This window comes from Microbacterium murale (assembly GCF_014635185.1).
GTDB classification, from domain to species: Bacteria; Actinomycetota; Actinomycetes; order Actinomycetales; family Microbacteriaceae; genus Microbacterium; species Microbacterium murale.
In genome coordinates, this window is record NZ_BMCM01000004.1 from 15,049 (window position 1) to 33,051 (window position 18,003).

Genomic DNA, 18,003 nt, shown 5'->3' on the forward strand with positions numbered 1-18,003 from the left:
TCTCGTCGGGATTCGACGTTCAGGGAGCACGGGGTCGCCTAGAGTCGGCGGCCGCCCAGACGGCTGCGGCGTCGGCGCACCACGATGACGCTCGGAACGAGCGTCGAAGAGGCGGATGCGGCCGGAGGCATGTGGTGACAGTAGCGCCGTCGCAGTGCGGTGCGCAAATCGACTGACCGCTACAGCGCGTCGATCAGCGCGAGCTCCTCGTCACGGGTGAGTCCTGCACGTCGCGCGCGATGCACTCCCCTGGTTCGCTCGTCGTCGACGATGCGCGCGATCGTCGTCTCCAGCGACGTCAGGGTTCCGCCCGCAGCGCGGTAGGCGGCATTCGAACGCGTCATGAATCCGCCCATGTCCATCGGCAGCCACAGCGGCAGCGACCGCTCCCCCGACCAGAACTCGACGCCGTGCGCCTCGAGCCATTCGTCCTCGGCCGTGACGACTTTGCCGCTGTGGGTGGTGGCTGCGCGAACAGCATCCAGCACGTGACCGAGCTCGTGCACGTCGCCGATCGCGTTCACCGGAGCGAACGATTCGCTGTCGACCAGGAAGGAGACCAGATCTTCGACGTCGATCACCTGTGCCTTTCTGCCTTCGACGCGAGGGATGAGAACCGGGCCGTCCGCAGCGCGGTCGAACGCCGCCGCCCAGTAACCGAACCGATCACTGGGATCGCCCGGCCCGACGATGAGACCCGGTCGCACGATGCGGGCACGTTCGCCGAGAGCGAGGACGGCCTCTTCCGACGCGCGCTTCTGCGCGCCGTACTCGTACTCGTCGCCGTCCTGCGCGGGCGCCACGGTCTCGGCCGACTCATCGGTGTCCGGCGTGGCTTCGTCGGCGTACACCGATGCCGACGAGACGTATGTCCAGCGCGCGGTGCGCGCGCCCAGCGCTTCGACTGCACCGCGGGCGTGATGCGCATGGCGCGAGACGTCGACGATCTCATCCCATTCGCCGTGCAGGTCACGGTACGGCTCCGCGTCGTCGCGGTCGGCGCGGACGAGCTCGGCGCCATCCGGCACGGGGTGCGTGCCACGGGCGAGGCAGGTCACCCGCGCCCCGCTGTCGATCCATCGCCTCGTGATCAGACCCGAGACCCACGCAGTTCCGCCGAGGATGAGCACGTTCGTCATACGCCCATCACACCACCTTCGAGTCCCGCGCGGATGGCGATCTGCTCAGAGCGGATGCGTCGCGATCGCTGTTCGATCGGTGGTCGAGTGCGAGCGGTTCTGCGAAGAACGCGAGCTCGTGCCGTGCGGATGCTTCGAACGCACGCAGCATCCGCGCCCGCCCGGGCGCATCGGATGCTGATGCTGCCGACGCCGTGTAGCCGATCGCCTGCTGCGTCGCCTCGGCGAACGAGTCGTCAGCGTACGTGCGCAGCCATGATGCGTACGGATGCGCTGCCGACTGCGCGTACTCGCCGAAGCAACCGGCGTTCAGGCGGGTACCGAGATCGGTGTACAGCCAGAAGCACGGCAGCAGCGCGGCGATCAGCTGCGCATAGTCGCCGCCGTACGCCGTGGATCGGAGGTGATCGAGATACGCGGTCGTCGCCGAGGACGGCGTCGCCGAGAACGTCCCGTCGCTCACGCCGTCCTCCGGTGTGAGCCACTGCGCGTGCAGTTCGAGCTCGCCGACGATCGATCCGTGCGCGGCGTTCGCCCAGAACGCCTGCTCGCCCGCTGTCGGGGCGAGACGTGCCGCGTCCGCGAGCACGCGGGCATAGCCGCTGAGGTACAGGGCGTCCTGCGCGAGATAGTGGGTGAACGCACCCCGGTCGAGCGTTCCGTCGGCGAGCGCACGGATGAACGGCAGGTCATCGATGCCGGCGCGGATCGATGCGATCTGCTCCCACCACCGCGTCACGACCTCGTCGCTCGTGGGAGAGGTCTCGATGCCGCCTCGTGCGCGGAGCCCGGCGAAGTGGTCGATCGGCCCGTTGCCGTGCCCGACCTGCAGTTCCGCACCGCCGCGCAACGATTCGCGCAGCCACTCGCGTGCCGCGCCAACAGCCTCCGGCCAGTCCTTGCCCAGCGCGCGCTGAGTGGCGAGGGCGGAGGACAGCGAGCAGCCAGTGCCGTGCGTGGCATCCGTGTCGATCCGCGTGCCGGGAAACTCGTGAACTGTCGCCGTCGTCGCATCCACGAACGCATCGGGTGACTGGTCTCCGCCGAGGTGTCCGCCCTTGACGAGCACGGCCGCACCGATGTCGGCGGACAGCCGCTCGGCATCCGCGACAGCGTCGGACCAGTTGTCTGCGACCGCCGCATCCGCCAGCACTGCGAGTTCGAGCAGGTTCGGGGTGACGAGGTCGGCGCGTCTGAGCAGCACTCGCAATGCCGCCTCGGCATCCGCCTCGAGCAGGCGATCTCCGCTCGTCGCGACCATCACCGGATCGACGACGACGATCGGCGGGCGAACGTCGTCGAGCCAGCTGATGACGGTGCGGATGACCTCCGCATCCGCGAGCATCCCGATCTTCACGGCGTCGATGTCGATGTCGTCGGTCACAGCGTCGAGCTGTGCGCGGAGGAAGTCGGCGGGAGGTACGTGCACGGCGCGGACTCCCCGCGTGTTCTGGACGCTGAGCGCGGTGATCGCCGCCATCCCGTATCCGCCGTTCGCGCCGATGGACTTCAGGTCGGCCTGGATCCCCGCGCCGCCGGAGGGGTCGCTTCCCGCGATGCTCAGAACACGGGGAACGGATGCCGCGCCCCTCCACCGACGACGCAGCGCTCGCGCCGCCGCTCGCGGATCGTCCGCGGCGCACAGTGCCGAGACCACGGCCACGCCGGCGGCCCCCGCGTCACGGAGCGCTTCGACATCGTCGATCCCGACACCGCCGATGGCGACGCACGGGAACTCGCTGCGCTCTGCGAACGCACGGAAACCCTCGATCCCCAGTGGCTCAGGGTGATCGGGCTTGGTACTGGTCGGCCGGATCACGCCGACTCCCAGATGGTCGATCGTTCCCGGCGGCAGCGCACGCACGGCGTCGAGGTGCGCCGCGGTGTTCGCGGTCAGCCCGATGATCGCATCCGGTCCGAGCAATTCCCTTGCGCGTTCGACCGAGGCGTCGGACTGCCCCAGATGGACGCCGTCGACGCGGGCGCCGCGGGCGCGGGCTTCGAGTGCTGCGTCCAGCCGGTCGTTGACGACGAGCGCTGCGCGTCCGTCGATCACGTCGGACAGTTCGATGAGCTGTTCGACGATCTGCTCGTCGGTCGCCGTCTTGTCGCGCAGCTGGACGATGCCCACACCGCCAGCGACCGCTTCTCGCACGACCTCGACGACTCCTCGTTCGCCGCACAGCACGGGATCCGTGACGAGGTACAGAGAGAGGTCGATCATGAGACGGCCTCGACGATCGGCGTCGCAACGAGTTCGACTCGCGCGGCGGCGCCGAGGTCGTCAGCCGTGGTGGATGCCAGCTCATCCAGGAATGCGACGGCGAAGCTGCCCGGCCCGGCGGACCGTGCAGCAGCGCGCTCTGCGGCGACCGTGTAGAACAGGGTCGCCGCCGTGACCGCGGTGAGGGGCGAGAGCCGGGTCCCGCGGGCCGCGCCCAGGAACGCGGCCATGACAGCGCCGAGCGCGCACCCGCCCCCTGTGACGCGGGTGAGCAGTTCGTGGCCGTTGGCTACGCGGAAGACACGCTCTCCGTCAGTGATGAGGTCGATCGGTCCTGAGACCGCGACGACGCTGCCATGACGGGTCGCGAGCAGACGGGCGGCGTCTGCCGCGGCATCCGGTGAGTCCGTCGCATCCACCCCGCGGCCACCAGCGCTCAGGCCCGCGAGTGCGAGGATCTCCGACGCGTTCCCCCTGATCGCCGTCGGGCGCTGCTCGACCAGGCGCTGGGCGTGCTCGGTACGCACGGGCAGCGCGCCGATCGCCACGGGATCCAGCACCCATGGCGTTCCCGCGGCGACGGCGCCTGCCGCGGCTTCGAGCCCGGCAGCACGCTGCTCAGGTGTGGGCGTGCCGAGATTGATGAGCACACCGGTCGCGACGCCGGCGAACAGCTCGGACTCGCCGACGATGTCGACCATCGCCGGTGCCGCGCCGACGGCGAGCAGCACGTTGGCGGTGAAGCCGGTGACGACGGCGTTGGTGATGCAGTGCGTGAGCGGTGGTGCTTCGCGCACCAGTTCGAGCAATCGCATCGCGTCGGCGACGACGGGGTGGGCGGACGGTGGGTACAGAAGATCGCTCATGGCGACATCCCTTCGCTAGTACGAACTAGATCAGGTTCGACGGGTGTGTTCTCAGCCGCTCGGCGCGGCACCCCGTGTCACTGCTCGAAGTCTAGCGACGTACGAGAGCGTCAGCGCGGCAAGTCGGAGAGTTGCGGGATCGTCCACGCCGGATCCGGACGCCAATCGACCCACTCCTGCGCGAATGCCCAGTGGCCGCCGTGGAAGGCGCCGATCGCAGCATCCGCATGGCGGGTGATCTGCTCCGCTTCATCAGCGGAGATCCGGCCCTGTTCGATCGCCGCTTCCAGCTCGTCCTCGTCCTTCAACCGGACCTCCCCGGACGCGTCGATCTCCACGTCGAGGACGTGGTCGGACGAATGGGTGGCGCTGCCGGTGCGCTGGTGAGCGTTCTCGAGGTTCACGTACCAGCCGTCGAACACCCAATCCGTACCGGTCGCGTCACTCCAGAACAGCCAGACCGACCACGGAGTACCGGTTGGTGCTATGCGCAGCACGCCGTTGCCCCACCACTCCTCCACGATCCTGGTGCGCTCCACGAGCCAGCGTTGGTCGAGCGCGACGGTGCGGATGCGCTGCCCGTCCGGAGCGCCCATCCCCTCCAGGAGGGAGCCCGCTGCCAACCATGCGACCAGGCCACGTTCGTCATCGCGCACGACGCGCATCGGCGCGATGTTGGATGCGTCGCCCGTCTGCCAACCCGGCTTGCGGTAATGCCAGTCGATCTGGCCGCCTGGGCTGAGGAACGGTGCGATGCCGAGGTCTCTGGCGCCGTCGGGCGCAGTCGTCGCGGTCGGACGCGGGTCGACGGTCTGTCCGCTCACGACGCCGGCCACGGCATGGGCCGCTCGGGCGCGCGGGAGCCGTCATTCGGCAGGTGCGGCAACTGCTCACCACCGGCACGGATGCAGAGCCAGCGCAGCTGCTCGGCGCTGTCCGGGCGTGCACGCCAGGTGCGCCAGACGCTCTGTCCGACCCTGACCACCGTGCCTGGGCCGACGTCGACGAGGTCGTCGTCCAGTCCCATCTGTCCGCTGCCTGCGAGGAAGACGTAGAGCTCCTCGACGTGGCTGTGCGTGTGCCAGTAGCCGGCCTCTTCGCCCGGCTCAAGCGCATTCGCGGTCATGCCGATGTACTGCATCGTCAGTTCATGGTCGACAACCCGCCGACCGTCACGGGAACGGGCCTCGTCGAAGCCACCGAAGTGGTCGCGCCACTCGTCCGGTGCACCGATCTGCGTCACCTGATAGTCACTCATGCGTTCATTCTCTCCGGTACTCACCGGAGAGCAGAACGCCGGCATCCACGAATGGACACCGGCGTTCGGCAAGAACAGCGCTACTCGCGCAGCGTCGCACCGAATCGCTCAGTCGCCACTGCTACACCGGCGAGCTTCGCCTCGGTCGCCTCAGCCGCAGTCAGAGTGCGATCATCAGCGCGGAAACGCAACGCGAACGTCAGGCTCTTCGAACCGTCTGCCACGCCCTCGCCACGGTAGTCGTCGACGAGTCGCAGTGATTCCAGCAGTTCACCGGCGCCTTCGATGATGGCAGCACGAAGCTCGCCTGCCGTCACCGACTCGGGAACGACCAGCGACACATCCTGCGTCGCGGCCGGATACGTCGACAGCGATGCGGCGACGACGCGGTTTCCCGCCAGCGACAGAATGGCGTCGAGATCGAGCTCAAGCGCCACGGCGCGACCGGGCAGATCGGCGTCCGCGGCGACGTCCGGGTGCAGTTCACCGACGTACCCCACTTCGGCGCCGTCGACGCTCAGCACACCTGTGCGTCCGGGATGCAGAGCTGCACGCTGCCCCTGCACCACGTCGATCTCGACTCCGGATGCCACGGCGATCACGCGTACAGCATCCAGAGCATCCGCGAGTCCGACGGCCTCCGCCGCGCGCCCCGGCTGGCGGGCGACGACGTTGCCGGTGAAGAGCGCGGCGACATGGCGGTACTGGGGCGGGATCGACGCGTTCAGCTCCGCGAGCTTCTCGTCCGAGGGCCGCTGGCCGAGCGGCGGCACCTCATCCGTTCCGTAGACGACGCCCGGTTCCGGCAAGAACACGACGCCGGTCTCGAAGATCGCGAGGTCGGTGAGTCCACGCGCGATGTTGCGGTGCGCGATCTGCAGCAGACCGGGGATCAGCGAACGGCGCAGGAACGGCGCCTGTCCGTCGAGCGGATTCGCGAGCTTGATACTCGGAAGGTGCTCCCCCGACTCCGAGCCGTGCAGATCGTTGTGCGCCTCGGTGGTGAAGGGGAAGGCCGGTGTCTCAACGAGTCCGGCAGCGGCCAGCGCGTTCGCGACGCGACGACGACCCTGCTGCAGCGCGGTGAGCCCGCGTCCGGAGGGCGGCGTCGGCAGCTCCGACGGGATGCGGTCCAGCCCGTGAATACGGGCGACCTCCTCCGCCAGCGTCCACTTGTCGGTGAGATCGGGACGCCAGCTCGGCGGGATGACCTGCCAGCCGTCAGAGGTCTCGGTGGCCTCCGCGCCGATCGTCTCCAGCGCGTCGACGATCTCCTCGTCGGTGTAGTCGACGCCGATCAGACCGGGAACGAACTCGGCGGGCAGTTCGATACCGGCGATCTCCACGTCGGAGAACAGTGCCCCGCCGACCTCGTCGATCCGACCGCCGGCGAGCTCGACCATGAGGTCGGCCACACGACGCGCGGCGACGAACGGCACCAGCGGATCGACACCGCGCTCGAAGCGCTTGGACGCCTCGCTGGGCAGCTTGTGCCGTCGCGCGCTGCGCGCGATCGAGATCGGATCGAAGATCGCAGCCTCGATGAGCACGTTGTGCGTCTGATCGCCCATCTCGGTCGTGCCGCCACCCATGACGCCGGCAAGGCCGATCGGGCCCGAGTCGTCGGTGATGAGGAGATCTTCGACGTGGAGTGTGCGCTCCTGGCCATCGAGCGTCTTCATCGTCTCGCCGTGCTGCGCACGGCGGACCGTGATGCCGCCGGACAGCTTGTCGAGGTCGTACCCGTGGATCGGGTTTCCGAGTTCGAGCATCACGTAATTGGTGATGTCGATCAGCACACCGAGCGAACGGATGCCGGCGAGCGAGAGTCGTGCGACCATCCACGGCGGCGTCGGCCGGGAGGGGTCGACATCGCGCACGACGCGCACGACGAACTCCTGCACAGCGGCGTTCTCACGAAGCGGCGCAGCATCGACGGCGATCGCGAACCCGGTGCCCGGCTCCACCTCGGACCACTCGTGCTCGGCAGGGTCGCGGAAGTCCGCGCCGGTCGCGTGCGCGTACTCGCGGGCGACGCCACGGATCGAGAAGGCGTAGCCGCGGTCAGGAGTGACGTTGATCTCGACGGCGACGTCGTCCAGACCGAGGAGTGAGATCGCGTCGGTCCCGACGGGCGCGTCGATGCCGAGCGAGGAGAGGATCAGGATGCCGTCGTGCTCATCCCCCAGTCCGAGCTCGCGCGCCGACGCGATCATGCCGTCCGAGACATGACCGTAGGTCTTGCGCGCTGCGATCGGGAACGGACCGGGCAGCACAGCGCCGGGCAGGGTCACGACGACCTTGTCGCCGACGGCGAAGTTGCTCGCGCCGCAGACGATGCCACGAGGCTCGGCCTCGCCGACATCCACCTGGCACCAGCGGATCGTCTTGCCGTTGGACTGCGGCTCTGCGTCGAATGACAGCACCTGCCCGACGACGACAGGACCGGAGATCTCGAAGCGGTGGATCTCCTCCTCTTCGAACCCGACGGTCACCAACGACTCGAGAACGTCCTCTGCCGTGGCATCCGGCGCCACATCGACATACTCACGCAACCACGAAAGCGGGACGCGCATCACACCACCATCCCGAACTGCTCGCTGAAGCGCACATCGCCCTCGGCCATGTCGCGCATGTCCTGCACATCGCTGCGGAACATCAGCCCGCGCTCGATTCCCATCCCGAAGGCGAAGCCGCTGTACACGTCGGGATCGATGCCCGCCGCGCGCAGTACGTTCGGGTTGACCATGCCGCACCCGCCCCACTCGATCCAGCGCGCGCCGCCCTTGAAGGTCGGGTGCCACAGGTCGAGCTCGGCGGACGGCTCGGTGAACGGGAAGAAGTTGGTGCGGAAGCGGGTCTTGGCCTCGGAGCCGAAGAGCTGCTTGGCGACGTGGTCGAGTGTGCCCTTGAGGTGCGCCATCGAGATGTCCTTGTCCACGACGAGGCCCTCGAACTGGGTGAACACCGGCAGGTGCGTCGCGTCGAACTCGTCGGTGCGGTACACGCGTCCAGGGCACAGCACGTAGATCGGCACGTCGCGGTCGAGCATCGATCGCACCTGCACCGGACTCGTGTGCGTGCGCATGACCAGGTGGCGATCGACGGGATCGACGAAGAACGTGTCCTGCATCTGACGCGCTGGGTGGTCGACGTCGAAGTTCAGCGCGTCGAAGTTGAACCACTCGTGCTCGAGTTCAGGGCCCTCCGCGATCTCCCAGCCCATGCCGACGAAGATGTCGGAGACGTCGTCCTGGAGCTGCGAGAGCGGATGCCGTGCGCCGACGCGCGTACGCGACGAGACGGCGGTGATGTCGACCCGCTCGGCCTCGAGTCGCGCTGCGGTCTCGGCCTCGGCGAGTTCGGCCTCGCGGGCGGCGAGTGCCTTGGTGACCTGGCCGCGTCCCTGGCCGACGAGCTTGCCGAAGGTGGCCTTGTGCTCGGGTGCGACCTGGCGCATCGATGCGTTCAGGACCGCCAGCGGCGACCCCTCGGCGACGTGCGCGGCTCGCGCGGCTTTCAGCTGTGCGGTATCGGCAGCGGCACCGATCGCCTCGAGCGCTGCGGCGACGGCGGATTCCACCGCCTCGGGCGTGATTTCAGGAGCATCAGACACGAGACATGAGTCTACCGGCGTGCAGTCTGCGCGTCGTACGGCTCAATGCGGCAGATCCGTTTGCCGTGGGGGCCTCTGTGCGGCAATAAGCTCGGTGTCTGTGCCTTCGTGCATCACGGCGGCGTTGTCGGCGGCGAGCGCCTTCAGCTTCGGCGAACGGCGGGTCTTGATCTCTGCCCACTTCGCGATACCGGAGAGGATCAGACACATCACGATGTAGATGCCACCGATGACCAGCGCCGCCTGCAGGGCGGGACGCCCCTGCTGTGAGCTGAGGAGCTTGGCGTAGTACAGCAGCTCCTGGTAGGTGATGATGAACCCGAGCGCGGTGTCCTTCATCGTCACCACGAGCTGCGCGATGATGACGGGAAGCATGGCACGGACGGCCTGTGGCAGCAGAATCAACGCCATCACGCCGCTCTTTCGCAGGCCGATCGCGTAGCCGGCCTCCCCCTGACCGCGTGGCAGGGACTCGATACCGGCGCGCAGCGCCTCGGCGAGCACGGAGCCGTTGTACACCATCAGCGCGATCACCACGGCCCAGAACGGATCCACCTTGATCCCGAGCGTCGGGAGACCGTAATAGAGGATCATCATCATCACGAGCACCGGCACAGCTCGGAACAACTCTGTTATCACGGTGACGGGGACACGCACCCACGCATGGTCGGACAGGCGTCCGATGGCGAGCACGAACGCGAGCGCGAGGCTCAGCACGGCTGCCAGCGCGAAGGCGCGCAGGGTGTTCAGCAGCATCTCGCCGATCGTCGTCCACACCAGGGAGTAGGTGAACACGTTCCACTTCGCCGGGCTGAACTGGTTTGTCAGTGAAAGGCGCCAGACGAGGAACGCGATCACGGCGACAACCAAAACGACCGTAGCGATCGCGAGGGTCATGTTGCGACGACGGGCGCGGGGGCCCGGGACGTCGAAGAGGACAGACGTCATCGTGCGATCCTCCACCGGTTCTCGAGAGTTCGCTGCAGCCAGGTCAGCAGCATGACCAGAGCGACGAAGATGGCGGCGACCCAGAGCAGGACCTCCATGGGGCTGCCGGGGCGCGTGTGCGAATTGGAGATCGTGGACTGCAATTGTGGAAGGACTGCGATCGAGAAGCCGGCAGCGACCGTTGTGTTCTTCAGCAACGCGATGAAGACGCTCATCATCGGGGGCACAACGGATCGGAAGGCCTGCGGCAACACGATCTGCGTCATCACCTGACCGAAAGGCAACCCGATCGCGCGCGCCGCCTCGGCCTGACCGACAGGCACGGTGTTGATTCCGGCGCGCAGGGTCTCGGCGACATACGTCGCGGTGTACACGCCGATCGCGAGAATGCCGAGCACGGTATTCGACAACGTCGGCAGCGCGAGCGCGCTATAGCCGAAGACGAAGAAGAAGAAGACCAGTGTGAGCGGGGTGTTCCGCACGAGCGTGACGTATGCCGTGCCGACAGCGCGAGCGATCGGCACAGGCGACACACGCATGGCGCCGACGATGATGCCAAGCACGAGCGCAATGATCCCGCCGAAGAAGAACACCAGCAGGGTGTAGCTGATGCCTTCTCCCCATAGGTCGAGGTTGCCGAAGATGGCGTCCACGGACCCTCCCTCTCTGAAGTGGCGGCGGGGAACGCGCTCACACGCGTTCCCCACCGATCCGAATTACCCGACCGGGTCGACCGCCGGCTGTTCGACCTCGATGCCAGACTGCCCGAGCGTCGCGTCGAAGATTGCCTGCCACGTGTCGCCGCCGTCGGTGAACAGCGTGTTGATGTGCTCCACCAGCGCGGTGTCACCCTTCGGGATGCCCACGCCGTAGCGCTCTTCCGTGAACAGGCCGTCGAGCACCTTCAGGTTGTCGGGGTCCTGCGCCGCGTAGCCGATGAGGATCGCCGCATCGGTGGTGACCGCGTCGACCTTGCCGTTGAGCAGGTCATCGACGCACTGGGAGTAGATGTCGTACTCCTCCGTGTTGATCTCGGGGTAGTTCTCCTTGATGTTCGAGATCGGTGTGGATCCCGTTGCCGAGCAGACCGTCATGCCGTTGAAGTCGGAGACGTCGTTCACTTCGGTCATCTCGCTGTCAGCGGAGACCAGGAAGCCCTGGCCGGTCACGAAGTACGGTCCGGCGAACTCGATCTGCTCCTTGCGGGAATCGGTGATCGAGTAGGTGCCGACGTAGTAGTCGATGTCGCCGTTCACGAGCGCCTGCTCACGGTTGGCAGATGCGATCGGTTCGTACGTGATGTCGCTCTCCTCGAAACCGAGCGATGCCGCGATCCAGCGTGAGATCTCGATGTCGAAACCGCTGCGTTCGCCGGTCGTCACGTCGAGGTAGCCGAGGTTCGGCTGGTCTTCCTTGACGCCGATGATGGGACCGCCGCGTTCCACCATCGCGTCGTATGTGGGGCTGCCTTCGAGCGTGACGCCCTCAGCGACCTCGAACAGTGGTGTGTCGCTGTCTTCTCCACCGCCGGTGTCACCACCGGGACTCGTGGGACTGCCGCTGTTGCAGGCGGTCAGGGCGAGCAGCGCAACCGCCGCGATCCCGATCCCTGCCAGTGTCCGTGTGCGTCGCATTTTCGTCTCCTTGTGTGCTGTGTGTACAGAAAAGGTCAGTGTGTGAGGAGCTTCGAGAGGAAGTCCTTGGCGCGATCGCTCTTCGGCTTCGTGAAGAACTCCTCCGGAGTCGCCTCTTCGACGATCTTCCCGTCCGCCATGAAGACGACACGGTTCGCCGCCTTGCGCGCGAAGCCCATCTCATGGGTGACGACGATCATCGTCATGCCGTCCTTCGCCAGGCCGACCATGACGTCGAGCACCTCGTTGATCATCTCGGGATCCAGGGCGCTGGTCGGCTCGTCGAAGAGCATCACCTTCGGACGCATCGCGAGCGCACGCGCGATCGCGACGCGCTGTTGCTGGCCTCCGGAGAGCTGGGCGGGAAGCTTCGACGCCTGCTGCGCGACGCCGACGCGTTCGAGAAGGGCCATGCCCTCCTTGTCGGCGTCCGCCTTCTTGAGTCCGCGGACCTTGATCGGCCCGAGCGTCACGTTCTCGAGGATCGTCAGATGGGCGAAGAGATTGAAGGATTGGAACACCATGCCCACGTCGGCCCGGAGCTTCGCCAGCCCCTTGCCCTCGGCGGGAAGCGGCTCGCCATCGATCGAGATCTTGCCGCTCGTGATCGTCTCCAGACGATTGATCGTGCGGCACAGCGTCGATTTGCCGGACCCTGACGGCCCGATCACCACGACCACCTCGCCCTTGTTCACGGTGAGGTCGATATCGGTCAGCGCCTGGAAGTCGCCGTAGTGCTTCTGAACGTTCTCCACCACGACGAGGGGTGCACCAGTCTCGGTCATGTCCCCACACTAGTGAGTGCATGAGCACGGGAACCAGCATCCGCGTCGGCGGGTTATCGAGTTGTAACCGACCGGTAACAGGTGAAGCGAGTGGATTCGAGGATCAGCGGCCGTCTGCTGCGCGCTGTGTGAAGGCGCTTTCGTAGAGACACACGCTCGCAGCCGTGGCGAGATTCAACGATTCGGCGCGACCGAAGATCGGGAGCTTGAGCACGTGATCCGCCAACGCGAGGGCTGATTCCTCGAGCCCCCATGCCTCGTTGCCGAACAGCCAGGCTGTGGGTTGCGCGAGAATACCGTCCGCTCGTGCCTGCAGCAGATCGTCGCCCTTCACGTCCGCGGCCAGCACAGTGACGCCTGCAGCGTGGGCGCGTTCGACCACGTCCTCAAGGTCTCCGCCGACGGACATGGGCAGGTGGAACAGCGAGCCCGTCGTCGCGCGAACGACCTTGGGATTGTGAGGATCGACCGTGCGCCCCGTGAGGATCACGGCGTCGGCGCCGGCCGCATCCGCGGCACGGATGATGGTGCCGAGATTGCCGGGATCACGCACTTCCTCGCAGATCGCGATCAGGCGAGGGGATGCTGCGAAGATGTCGCGCAGCGACGTCGGAGTCTGCCGCACCACGGCGACCAATCCCTGCGGCGTGACAGTGTCGGCCATGGCATTGAGCACGTACTCGGTGACATGCTCGACCTTGACGCCGTTCGCGGCACTCGCCGCGCGCAGATCCGGATGCTTCTCCCATCCGTTCGGTGTCGCGAACAGCTCGACGATCGCTTCCGGACGGTACGCGAGGGCCTCTCGAACGGCCTGCGGCCCCTCGAGGAGAAAGAGCCCCGTCTCGGTACGCGCGCTGCGCTTCGTCAGCTTCGCGACGGCTCGGACACGCGGGGACCGGGGATTCTCCAGCACGATCCCCAGTCTAGAGACACCAGCGCCGCCCGCGCACACATCCAGGCGTCGAGCCTGCGCGCAGGTTCGCTTCGTACTGTGCTCATGTGACCGATCGCACCAGACTCTCCCCCGCCGGACGCAGGGTTGCGCTCACGACAGCGGCGGTCATCGTGCTCGTCGCCGGGCTGCTGGTGCATCGATTCGGTTCGGGCGACGCCGGCGACATCGCAGGTGACGCCCTGTACGCCGTGTTCGTCTACCTGCTGTTCGCGATCCTGCTGGCGCGGAGTTCTCGCACGCTGCCCGCGGCACTCGCGATCATCTTCTGCACGGTCATCGAGTTCCTGCAGCTCACCGATCTGCCGCGCACCTGGGCGCTCGCATTCCCGCCGTCTGCTCTCGTTCTCGGGTCGGGCTTCGCACAGCGCGATCTGCTCGTGTATCCGGCATCCGTTCTGCTCGCATTGATCGTCGACGTCGCTGCCTCCCGGGGCTCTCGCCGACGGAGGTCACTGCAAGAGCGCTGACGTGTGCGGCACTGAACGACGAAGACGGGCGCCTCCCCGAAAGGAAGCGCCCGTCTTCTGAAAGTTGCTTACGCAGCCGACTTCGGAGCGTTGACGTCGGAAGGCAGGGCCTTCTTGGCCGTCTCGACGAGCGAGACGAACGTCGCGGGCTCGTTCACCGCGAGCTCGGCGAGCATGCGACGGTCCACCTGGACGCCGGCAAGACCGAGGCCCTGGATGAAGCGGTTGTACGTGATGCCGTTCTGGCGGGCAGCGGCGTTGATGCGCTGGATCCACAGACGGCGGAAGTCGCCCTTGCGCTTGCGACGGTCACGGTACGCGTAGACGAGGGAGTGGGTGACCTGCTCCTTGGCCTTGCGGTAGAGGCGCGAACGCTGGCCCCGGTAACCGGAGGCGCGCTCGAGGATGACCCGACGCTTCTTGTGGGCGTTTACCGCCCGCTTTACTCTTGCCATTTTCCTGAGTTCCTATTCCTGCGATCGGGCGCGTCAGCGACCGAGAAGCTTCTTCGCGACCTTGGTGTCAGCCTTCGAGAGCACCTGGTCCTGGTTCAGACGGCGGGTGCGACGGCTCGACTTGTGCTCGAGGTTGTGGCGCATCCCGGCCTGCTGCTTCTTCAGCTTGCCGCTGCCGGTGATCTTGAAGCGCTTCTTAGCACCCGAATGGGTCTTCTGCTTCGGCATCTTCTCTTCCTTCGTAAGGCGCCTTCTCAGGCGACGGTTCAACCCGCGTTGCGGGAGTCTGGGGGCGGGTGTTACTCCGCTGCGGCTTCGGTCGAATCCGCTGTGTCACGCGTCACGTGCGACGCCTGCTTATTGGCCGCGCGCTGCGCATCGCGCTGGGCGTTCTGCTCGGCCTTCGCATCCGACTTGTTCTTCAGCGGCGCCACGACCATCACCATGTTGCGACCATCGATCGTCGGGTTCGACTCGACGGTGCCGAGCTCGGCGACGTCTTCGGCGAACTTGCGCAGCAGACGAACACCCTGCTCTGGGCGCGACTGCTCGCGGCCGCGGAACAGGATCATGGCCTTGACCTTGTCGCCGGCCTTGAGGAAGCCCTCGGCGCGCTTGAGCTTCGTCGTGTAGTCGTGTGCTTCGATCTTCAGACGGAACCGCACCTCTTTGAGGATCGTGTTCGCCTGGTTGCGACGAGCTTCCTTCGCCTTCTGCGCGGCCTCGTACTTGAACTTGCCGTAGTCCATGATCTTGACCACGGGCGGCTTCGAGTTTGGGGCGACCTCTACGAGGTCTAGGTCGGCTTCCTGCGCAAGGCGCAACGCTGCCTCGATGCGGACGACGCCGATCTGCTCACCCGCGGGTCCGACGAGGCGGACCTCGGGGACGCGGATGCGCTCATTGGTGCGGGGATCGCTGATGCGGAACTCCTTTTAGACGATGGATTAAGCCACCGTGACGCAGACTGCGTCACGGGCGAAATCGGAATCGTCCCCCACCCACCGGCATTCAGACGCCGGCTTCGCACCCTGAACATCGGACAGTGTCTGATCTACCGGCGTGAGCCGGTGGAGTGCAAGACCCGGTAGCCTGGAACGGCAAGCGCGGGTGGGAAGTGAATCCTCTTTCGTTCCGGAGCAGTTACGCTCCGAAGCCCGACAAAGTCTAACAGAAGGCAAGGCATAGTGACGATTCCGGTTCAGGATGAAGGCCACGACGAGCGCCACGAGCGCTGGCAGCAACAGGAGGATGCGGCATCCGCAGCCACCCGCGACATCGCGGACGTGCCCGCCGTCGAGGTGATCACCACCGCCGCCGTGCACCTCATGAGCGCAGCAGCAGTAAAGACGGGCCTCGCGGACAATCCGGACGCCGAACTCGACCTCGATGAGGCGCGCAAGCTCATCAACGCCCTCGCCGGGCTCATCACGGCCGGCGCACCCGAGATCAGCGACATGCACGCGCGCTCGCTGCGCGACGGACTGCGCTCCCTCCAGCTCGCCTTCCGCGAAGCATCCGCCATCCCCGACCCGATCGGCAAGGGGCCCGGGGAGAAGTGGACCGGGCCGGTCAACTAGCCCTCGGTGACTTCGGGCGGCGAGGCGCGGAGGTCAGGGAGACAGGACCACCTCGTCGGAGATCGAGGGGCCGCCGCAGGGCTCGGTGGAATGCGTCCATGTGATGTCGTGGTCTGATTCGTACAGGAGCACACCTGCGGCGTCGTAGACGCGGATCGTCGCCTCCTCCGGGGCTGTCATGCTCAGGCTGAACGCGCCGTCCCCGTCCTGTATCGGCACTCCCATGTCGGACGATGCCGTCGGCACTTCCCCGGGACCCGCCGAACATCCGGCATCCATGCAGATCTGTACGAACACGTCCGGTCCGAATGCCGACGCATCGACCTGGACGGTGTTGTTCCAGCCGATCGCGGGGCACACCGTCTGCGCACAGCCCGTTGTCGAACAGAGCAGCGCGACCACCAGCATCCCGACCGCCAGCATCCTGCGCATGAGGCGAGCATATTGCGGGGCGAGCTCAGGCGGAGCGGCGGAGCTTCACCGTCAGGGAGTCCGCCAGCACCGCGATACGGTCGTCGGCGGCCCAACGCTGCGCAAGACGTGCGAGCACAGCATCCAGCACATCGCGCTCGAGACCGTCGACGAGTTCGAGGATGACGATCAGTTCGGGGCCGCTCAGCCTCGCATCGGGATCGCCCGCATCGACTGCGACATCGATCACGGCGAGCTCGCGCGCGACGCTCTCCTGAAGGGCGGTGAACACCTCGGGTGAGAGGAAGCTCGGCTCCCACCGCTGCCCCTGCGCGACCGCCCAGACGGCAGGGCGGCGGATGACGAACTCCGTGTCGGACGTCGGATCCAGCACGATCAGGTCGGTCTGCTCGGACGATGCGGCCAGTGCTGCACGCACGGCTTCCACCGGGATCGGGCGGGCAGTGGCATCCCACTTCTGCATCGCCGTGACCGAGGAGAACACCGGCTGCACGGTACGGCCGTCGGGAGCCGCGACCGTCACGATCGACAGTTCCTGCGTCTTGTCGACGGTGAGGCCGCTGGGTGCCACGCCCTCCTCGCCCTTCTCGGCGACAAGAGGAATCAGAACGCGGGCGGAGCGGAACGCGTCCACGACCTCGGCCTGGCTGCCCCCTCCCGCACGGAAGCGCAGCAGAGCGGCGAGCAGCGCCGGGTCGGCGGAACCGTCATCCCCGGAGTGCGGATTCGACTCGAAGCTGCGGCCTTCCCAGGGGACGCCGGCCGAGTCGCCGGACGGGGCTGCACTGTGCTCGTGCGCGCCGTGGCCTGAGGTGTCGTCAGTCCCCTGCGACATCCAGAGCCTCTGCCAGCGTGAACGCGCCGGCGTAGAGCGCCTTGCCGACGATCGCGCCTTCGACACCGAGGTGCACGAGGTCACGCAGAGCGGCGATGTCGTCGAGGCTCGAGATGCCGCCGGACGCGACGACCGGCTTCGGGGTGCGCGCGGTGACTTCGCGCAGCAGGTCGAGGTTCGGTCCGCGCAGCGTGCCGTCCTTCGTGACGTCGGTGACGACATAGCGGCTGCACCCGGCATCCTCGAGGCGTTCGAGGACCTCCCAGAGGTCGCCGCCCTCCTTCGTCCAGCCACGGGCGGCGAGGGTCGTGCCTCGCACGTCGAGCCCGACCGCCACGGCTTCGCCGTAGCGACCGATCACGTCGGCGGCCCACTCGGGGTTCTCGAGCGCGGCGGTGCCGAGGTTGAGTCGAGAAGCGCCGGTCTCGAGAGCGGCCTCGAGGCTGGCGTCGTCGCGGATGCCGCCGGAGAGTTCCACGTTCACGCCGCGGAACTGCTTGATGACCTTGCGGAGGATGGCGGCGTTGGATCCGCGTCCGAAGGCGGCATCGAGGTCGACGAGGTGAATCCACTCTGCGCCCTGCTCGACCCATTCCGCGGCGGCGTCCAGCGGGTCGCCGTAGCTGGTCTCGCTACCCGCCTCGCCCTGGGTCAGTCGGACGGCCTTGCCCCCGGCGACGTCGACGGCCGGGAGAAGGGTGAGCTTGGGCGTTGACGCGAAGTCGTTCATGTCATCCTCGGGTGGAGATCGATGGGCCGTGAGCGGCACGACAACCGAGAGTAGCCCGGGTCGGCGCAGGGTTCAA

At 67.0% G+C, this 18,003-nt stretch carries 20 protein-coding genes and 1 riboswitch; of the genes, 2 read left to right on the plus strand and 18 right to left on the minus strand.

What is annotated here, in order from left to right; translation table 11 throughout:
* Positions 1-179 precede the first annotated feature (179 nt).
* From IEV67_RS12445 to IEV67_RS12500, 12 genes are all read right to left on the minus strand, one after another.
* On the minus strand, positions 180-1,139 hold the full coding sequence (locus IEV67_RS12445; protein WP_188436913.1) for an NAD-dependent epimerase/dehydratase family protein: 960 nt from the start codon (positions 1,137-1,139) through the stop codon (positions 180-182).
* A 7-nt stretch (positions 1,140-1,146) separates the two neighbouring features.
* Complete coding sequence (locus IEV67_RS12450; RefSeq protein WP_188436914.1) at positions 1,147-3,363, minus strand: bifunctional hydroxymethylpyrimidine kinase/phosphomethylpyrimidine kinase; 2,217 nt, start codon at positions 3,361-3,363, stop codon at positions 1,147-1,149.
* Complete coding sequence (gene thiM, locus IEV67_RS12455) at positions 3,360-4,229, minus strand: hydroxyethylthiazole kinase (RefSeq protein ID WP_188436915.1); 870 nt, start codon at positions 4,227-4,229, stop codon at positions 3,360-3,362. Before thiM ends, IEV67_RS12450 begins: the two co-directional genes overlap by 4 nt.
* Positions 4,220-4,314: riboswitch (TPP riboswitch) on the minus strand. (Overlaps the previous gene by 10 nt.)
* A gap of 25 nt (positions 4,315-4,339) precedes the next feature.
* Positions 4,340-5,053: a DUF402 domain-containing protein gene (locus tag IEV67_RS12460; protein WP_188436916.1), complete on the minus strand. Its 714-nt coding sequence runs from the start codon at positions 5,051-5,053 to the stop codon at positions 4,340-4,342.
* The gene (locus IEV67_RS12465) at positions 5,050-5,487 is read right to left on the minus strand and encodes a cupin domain-containing protein (protein WP_188436917.1); all 438 of its coding nucleotides are present in this window, start codon (positions 5,485-5,487) and stop codon (positions 5,050-5,052) included. Before IEV67_RS12465 ends, IEV67_RS12460 begins: the two co-directional genes overlap by 4 nt.
* 80 nt (positions 5,488-5,567) lie before the next feature.
* Positions 5,568-8,063 (minus strand): phenylalanine--tRNA ligase subunit beta, encoded by a 2,496-nt coding sequence (gene pheT, locus IEV67_RS12470; RefSeq protein ID WP_188436918.1) that lies wholly within the window; start codon positions 8,061-8,063, stop codon positions 5,568-5,570.
* Positions 8,063-9,103 carry a phenylalanine--tRNA ligase subunit alpha gene (gene pheS / locus IEV67_RS12475; RefSeq protein ID WP_188436919.1) on the minus strand — a complete coding sequence of 347 codons (1,041 nt, stop codon included), beginning with the start codon at positions 9,101-9,103 and terminating at the stop codon, positions 8,063-8,065. Before pheS ends, pheT begins: the two co-directional genes overlap by 1 nt.
* Positions 9,104-9,145: 42 nt before the next feature.
* Complete coding sequence (locus IEV67_RS12480; RefSeq protein ID WP_188436920.1) at positions 9,146-10,051, minus strand: amino acid ABC transporter permease; 906 nt, start codon at positions 10,049-10,051, stop codon at positions 9,146-9,148.
* Positions 10,048-10,704 carry an amino acid ABC transporter permease gene (locus tag IEV67_RS12485; RefSeq protein ID WP_188436921.1) on the minus strand — a complete coding sequence of 219 codons (657 nt, stop codon included), beginning with the start codon at positions 10,702-10,704 and terminating at the stop codon, positions 10,048-10,050. The genes IEV67_RS12480 and IEV67_RS12485 overlap by 4 nt, the downstream gene beginning before the upstream one ends.
* Before the next feature lie 63 nt (positions 10,705-10,767).
* Positions 10,768-11,685 carry a glutamate ABC transporter substrate-binding protein gene (locus tag IEV67_RS12490; RefSeq protein ID WP_188436922.1) on the minus strand — a complete coding sequence of 306 codons (918 nt, stop codon included), beginning with the start codon at positions 11,683-11,685 and terminating at the stop codon, positions 10,768-10,770.
* A 35-nt stretch (positions 11,686-11,720) separates the two neighbouring features.
* A complete protein-coding gene (locus IEV67_RS12495; RefSeq protein ID WP_188436923.1) occupies positions 11,721-12,470 on the minus strand; it encodes an amino acid ABC transporter ATP-binding protein in 750 nt (249 codons plus the stop codon).
* A gap of 103 nt (positions 12,471-12,573) precedes the next feature.
* Complete coding sequence (locus tag IEV67_RS12500; protein ID WP_188436924.1) at positions 12,574-13,386, minus strand: TrmH family RNA methyltransferase; 813 nt, start codon at positions 13,384-13,386, stop codon at positions 12,574-12,576.
* Between the two features lie 86 nt (positions 13,387-13,472).
* Between IEV67_RS12500 and IEV67_RS12505 the strand changes: the two genes are divergently transcribed.
* Complete coding sequence (locus IEV67_RS12505) at positions 13,473-13,895, plus strand: ribosomal maturation YjgA family protein (protein ID WP_188436925.1); 423 nt, start codon at positions 13,473-13,475, stop codon at positions 13,893-13,895.
* Between the two features lie 68 nt (positions 13,896-13,963).
* Here the strand turns inward: IEV67_RS12505 and rplT are convergent, their stop codons facing one another.
* The 3 genes from rplT to infC all read right to left on the minus strand — a co-directional run bounded on the left by rplT (position 13,964) and on the right by infC (position 15,273).
* Positions 13,964-14,350 carry a 50S ribosomal protein L20 gene (gene rplT, locus IEV67_RS12510; protein WP_033106886.1) on the minus strand — a complete coding sequence of 129 codons (387 nt, stop codon included), beginning with the start codon at positions 14,348-14,350 and terminating at the stop codon, positions 13,964-13,966.
* Positions 14,351-14,383: 33 nt separating this feature from the next.
* On the minus strand, positions 14,384-14,578 hold the full coding sequence (gene rpmI, locus IEV67_RS12515; RefSeq protein WP_017828564.1) for a 50S ribosomal protein L35: 195 nt from the start codon (positions 14,576-14,578) through the stop codon (positions 14,384-14,386).
* 71 nt (positions 14,579-14,649) lie between these two features.
* Entirely contained in the window at positions 14,650-15,273 is a 624-nt protein-coding gene (gene infC / locus IEV67_RS12520) for a translation initiation factor IF-3 (RefSeq protein ID WP_188437238.1), read from the minus strand.
* A gap of 270 nt (positions 15,274-15,543) precedes the next feature.
* Between infC and IEV67_RS12525 the strand changes: the two genes are divergently transcribed.
* Positions 15,544-15,930, plus strand: coding sequence for a DUF1844 domain-containing protein (locus IEV67_RS12525; RefSeq protein ID WP_373284484.1), 387 nt, complete (start codon positions 15,544-15,546; stop codon positions 15,928-15,930).
* Positions 15,931-15,963: 33 nt separating this feature from the next.
* On the opposite strand, the gene IEV67_RS12530 is transcribed toward IEV67_RS12525, so the two are convergent.
* From IEV67_RS12530 to priA, 3 genes are read right to left on the minus strand one after another with little or no spacing between them, the layout of a single operon-like run.
* Complete coding sequence (locus tag IEV67_RS12530; protein ID WP_188436926.1) at positions 15,964-16,362, minus strand: hypothetical protein; 399 nt, start codon at positions 16,360-16,362, stop codon at positions 15,964-15,966.
* Between the two features lie 25 nt (positions 16,363-16,387).
* Complete coding sequence (locus IEV67_RS12535; protein ID WP_188436927.1) at positions 16,388-17,197, minus strand: SseB family protein; 810 nt, start codon at positions 17,195-17,197, stop codon at positions 16,388-16,390.
* Positions 17,181-17,927, minus strand: a complete 747-nt coding sequence (gene priA, locus IEV67_RS12540; protein WP_188436928.1) for a bifunctional 1-(5-phosphoribosyl)-5-((5-phosphoribosylamino)methylideneamino)imidazole-4-carboxamide isomerase/phosphoribosylanthranilate isomerase PriA — start codon at positions 17,925-17,927, stop codon at positions 17,181-17,183. Before priA ends, IEV67_RS12535 begins: the two co-directional genes overlap by 17 nt.
* Positions 17,928-18,003 lie beyond the last annotated feature (76 nt).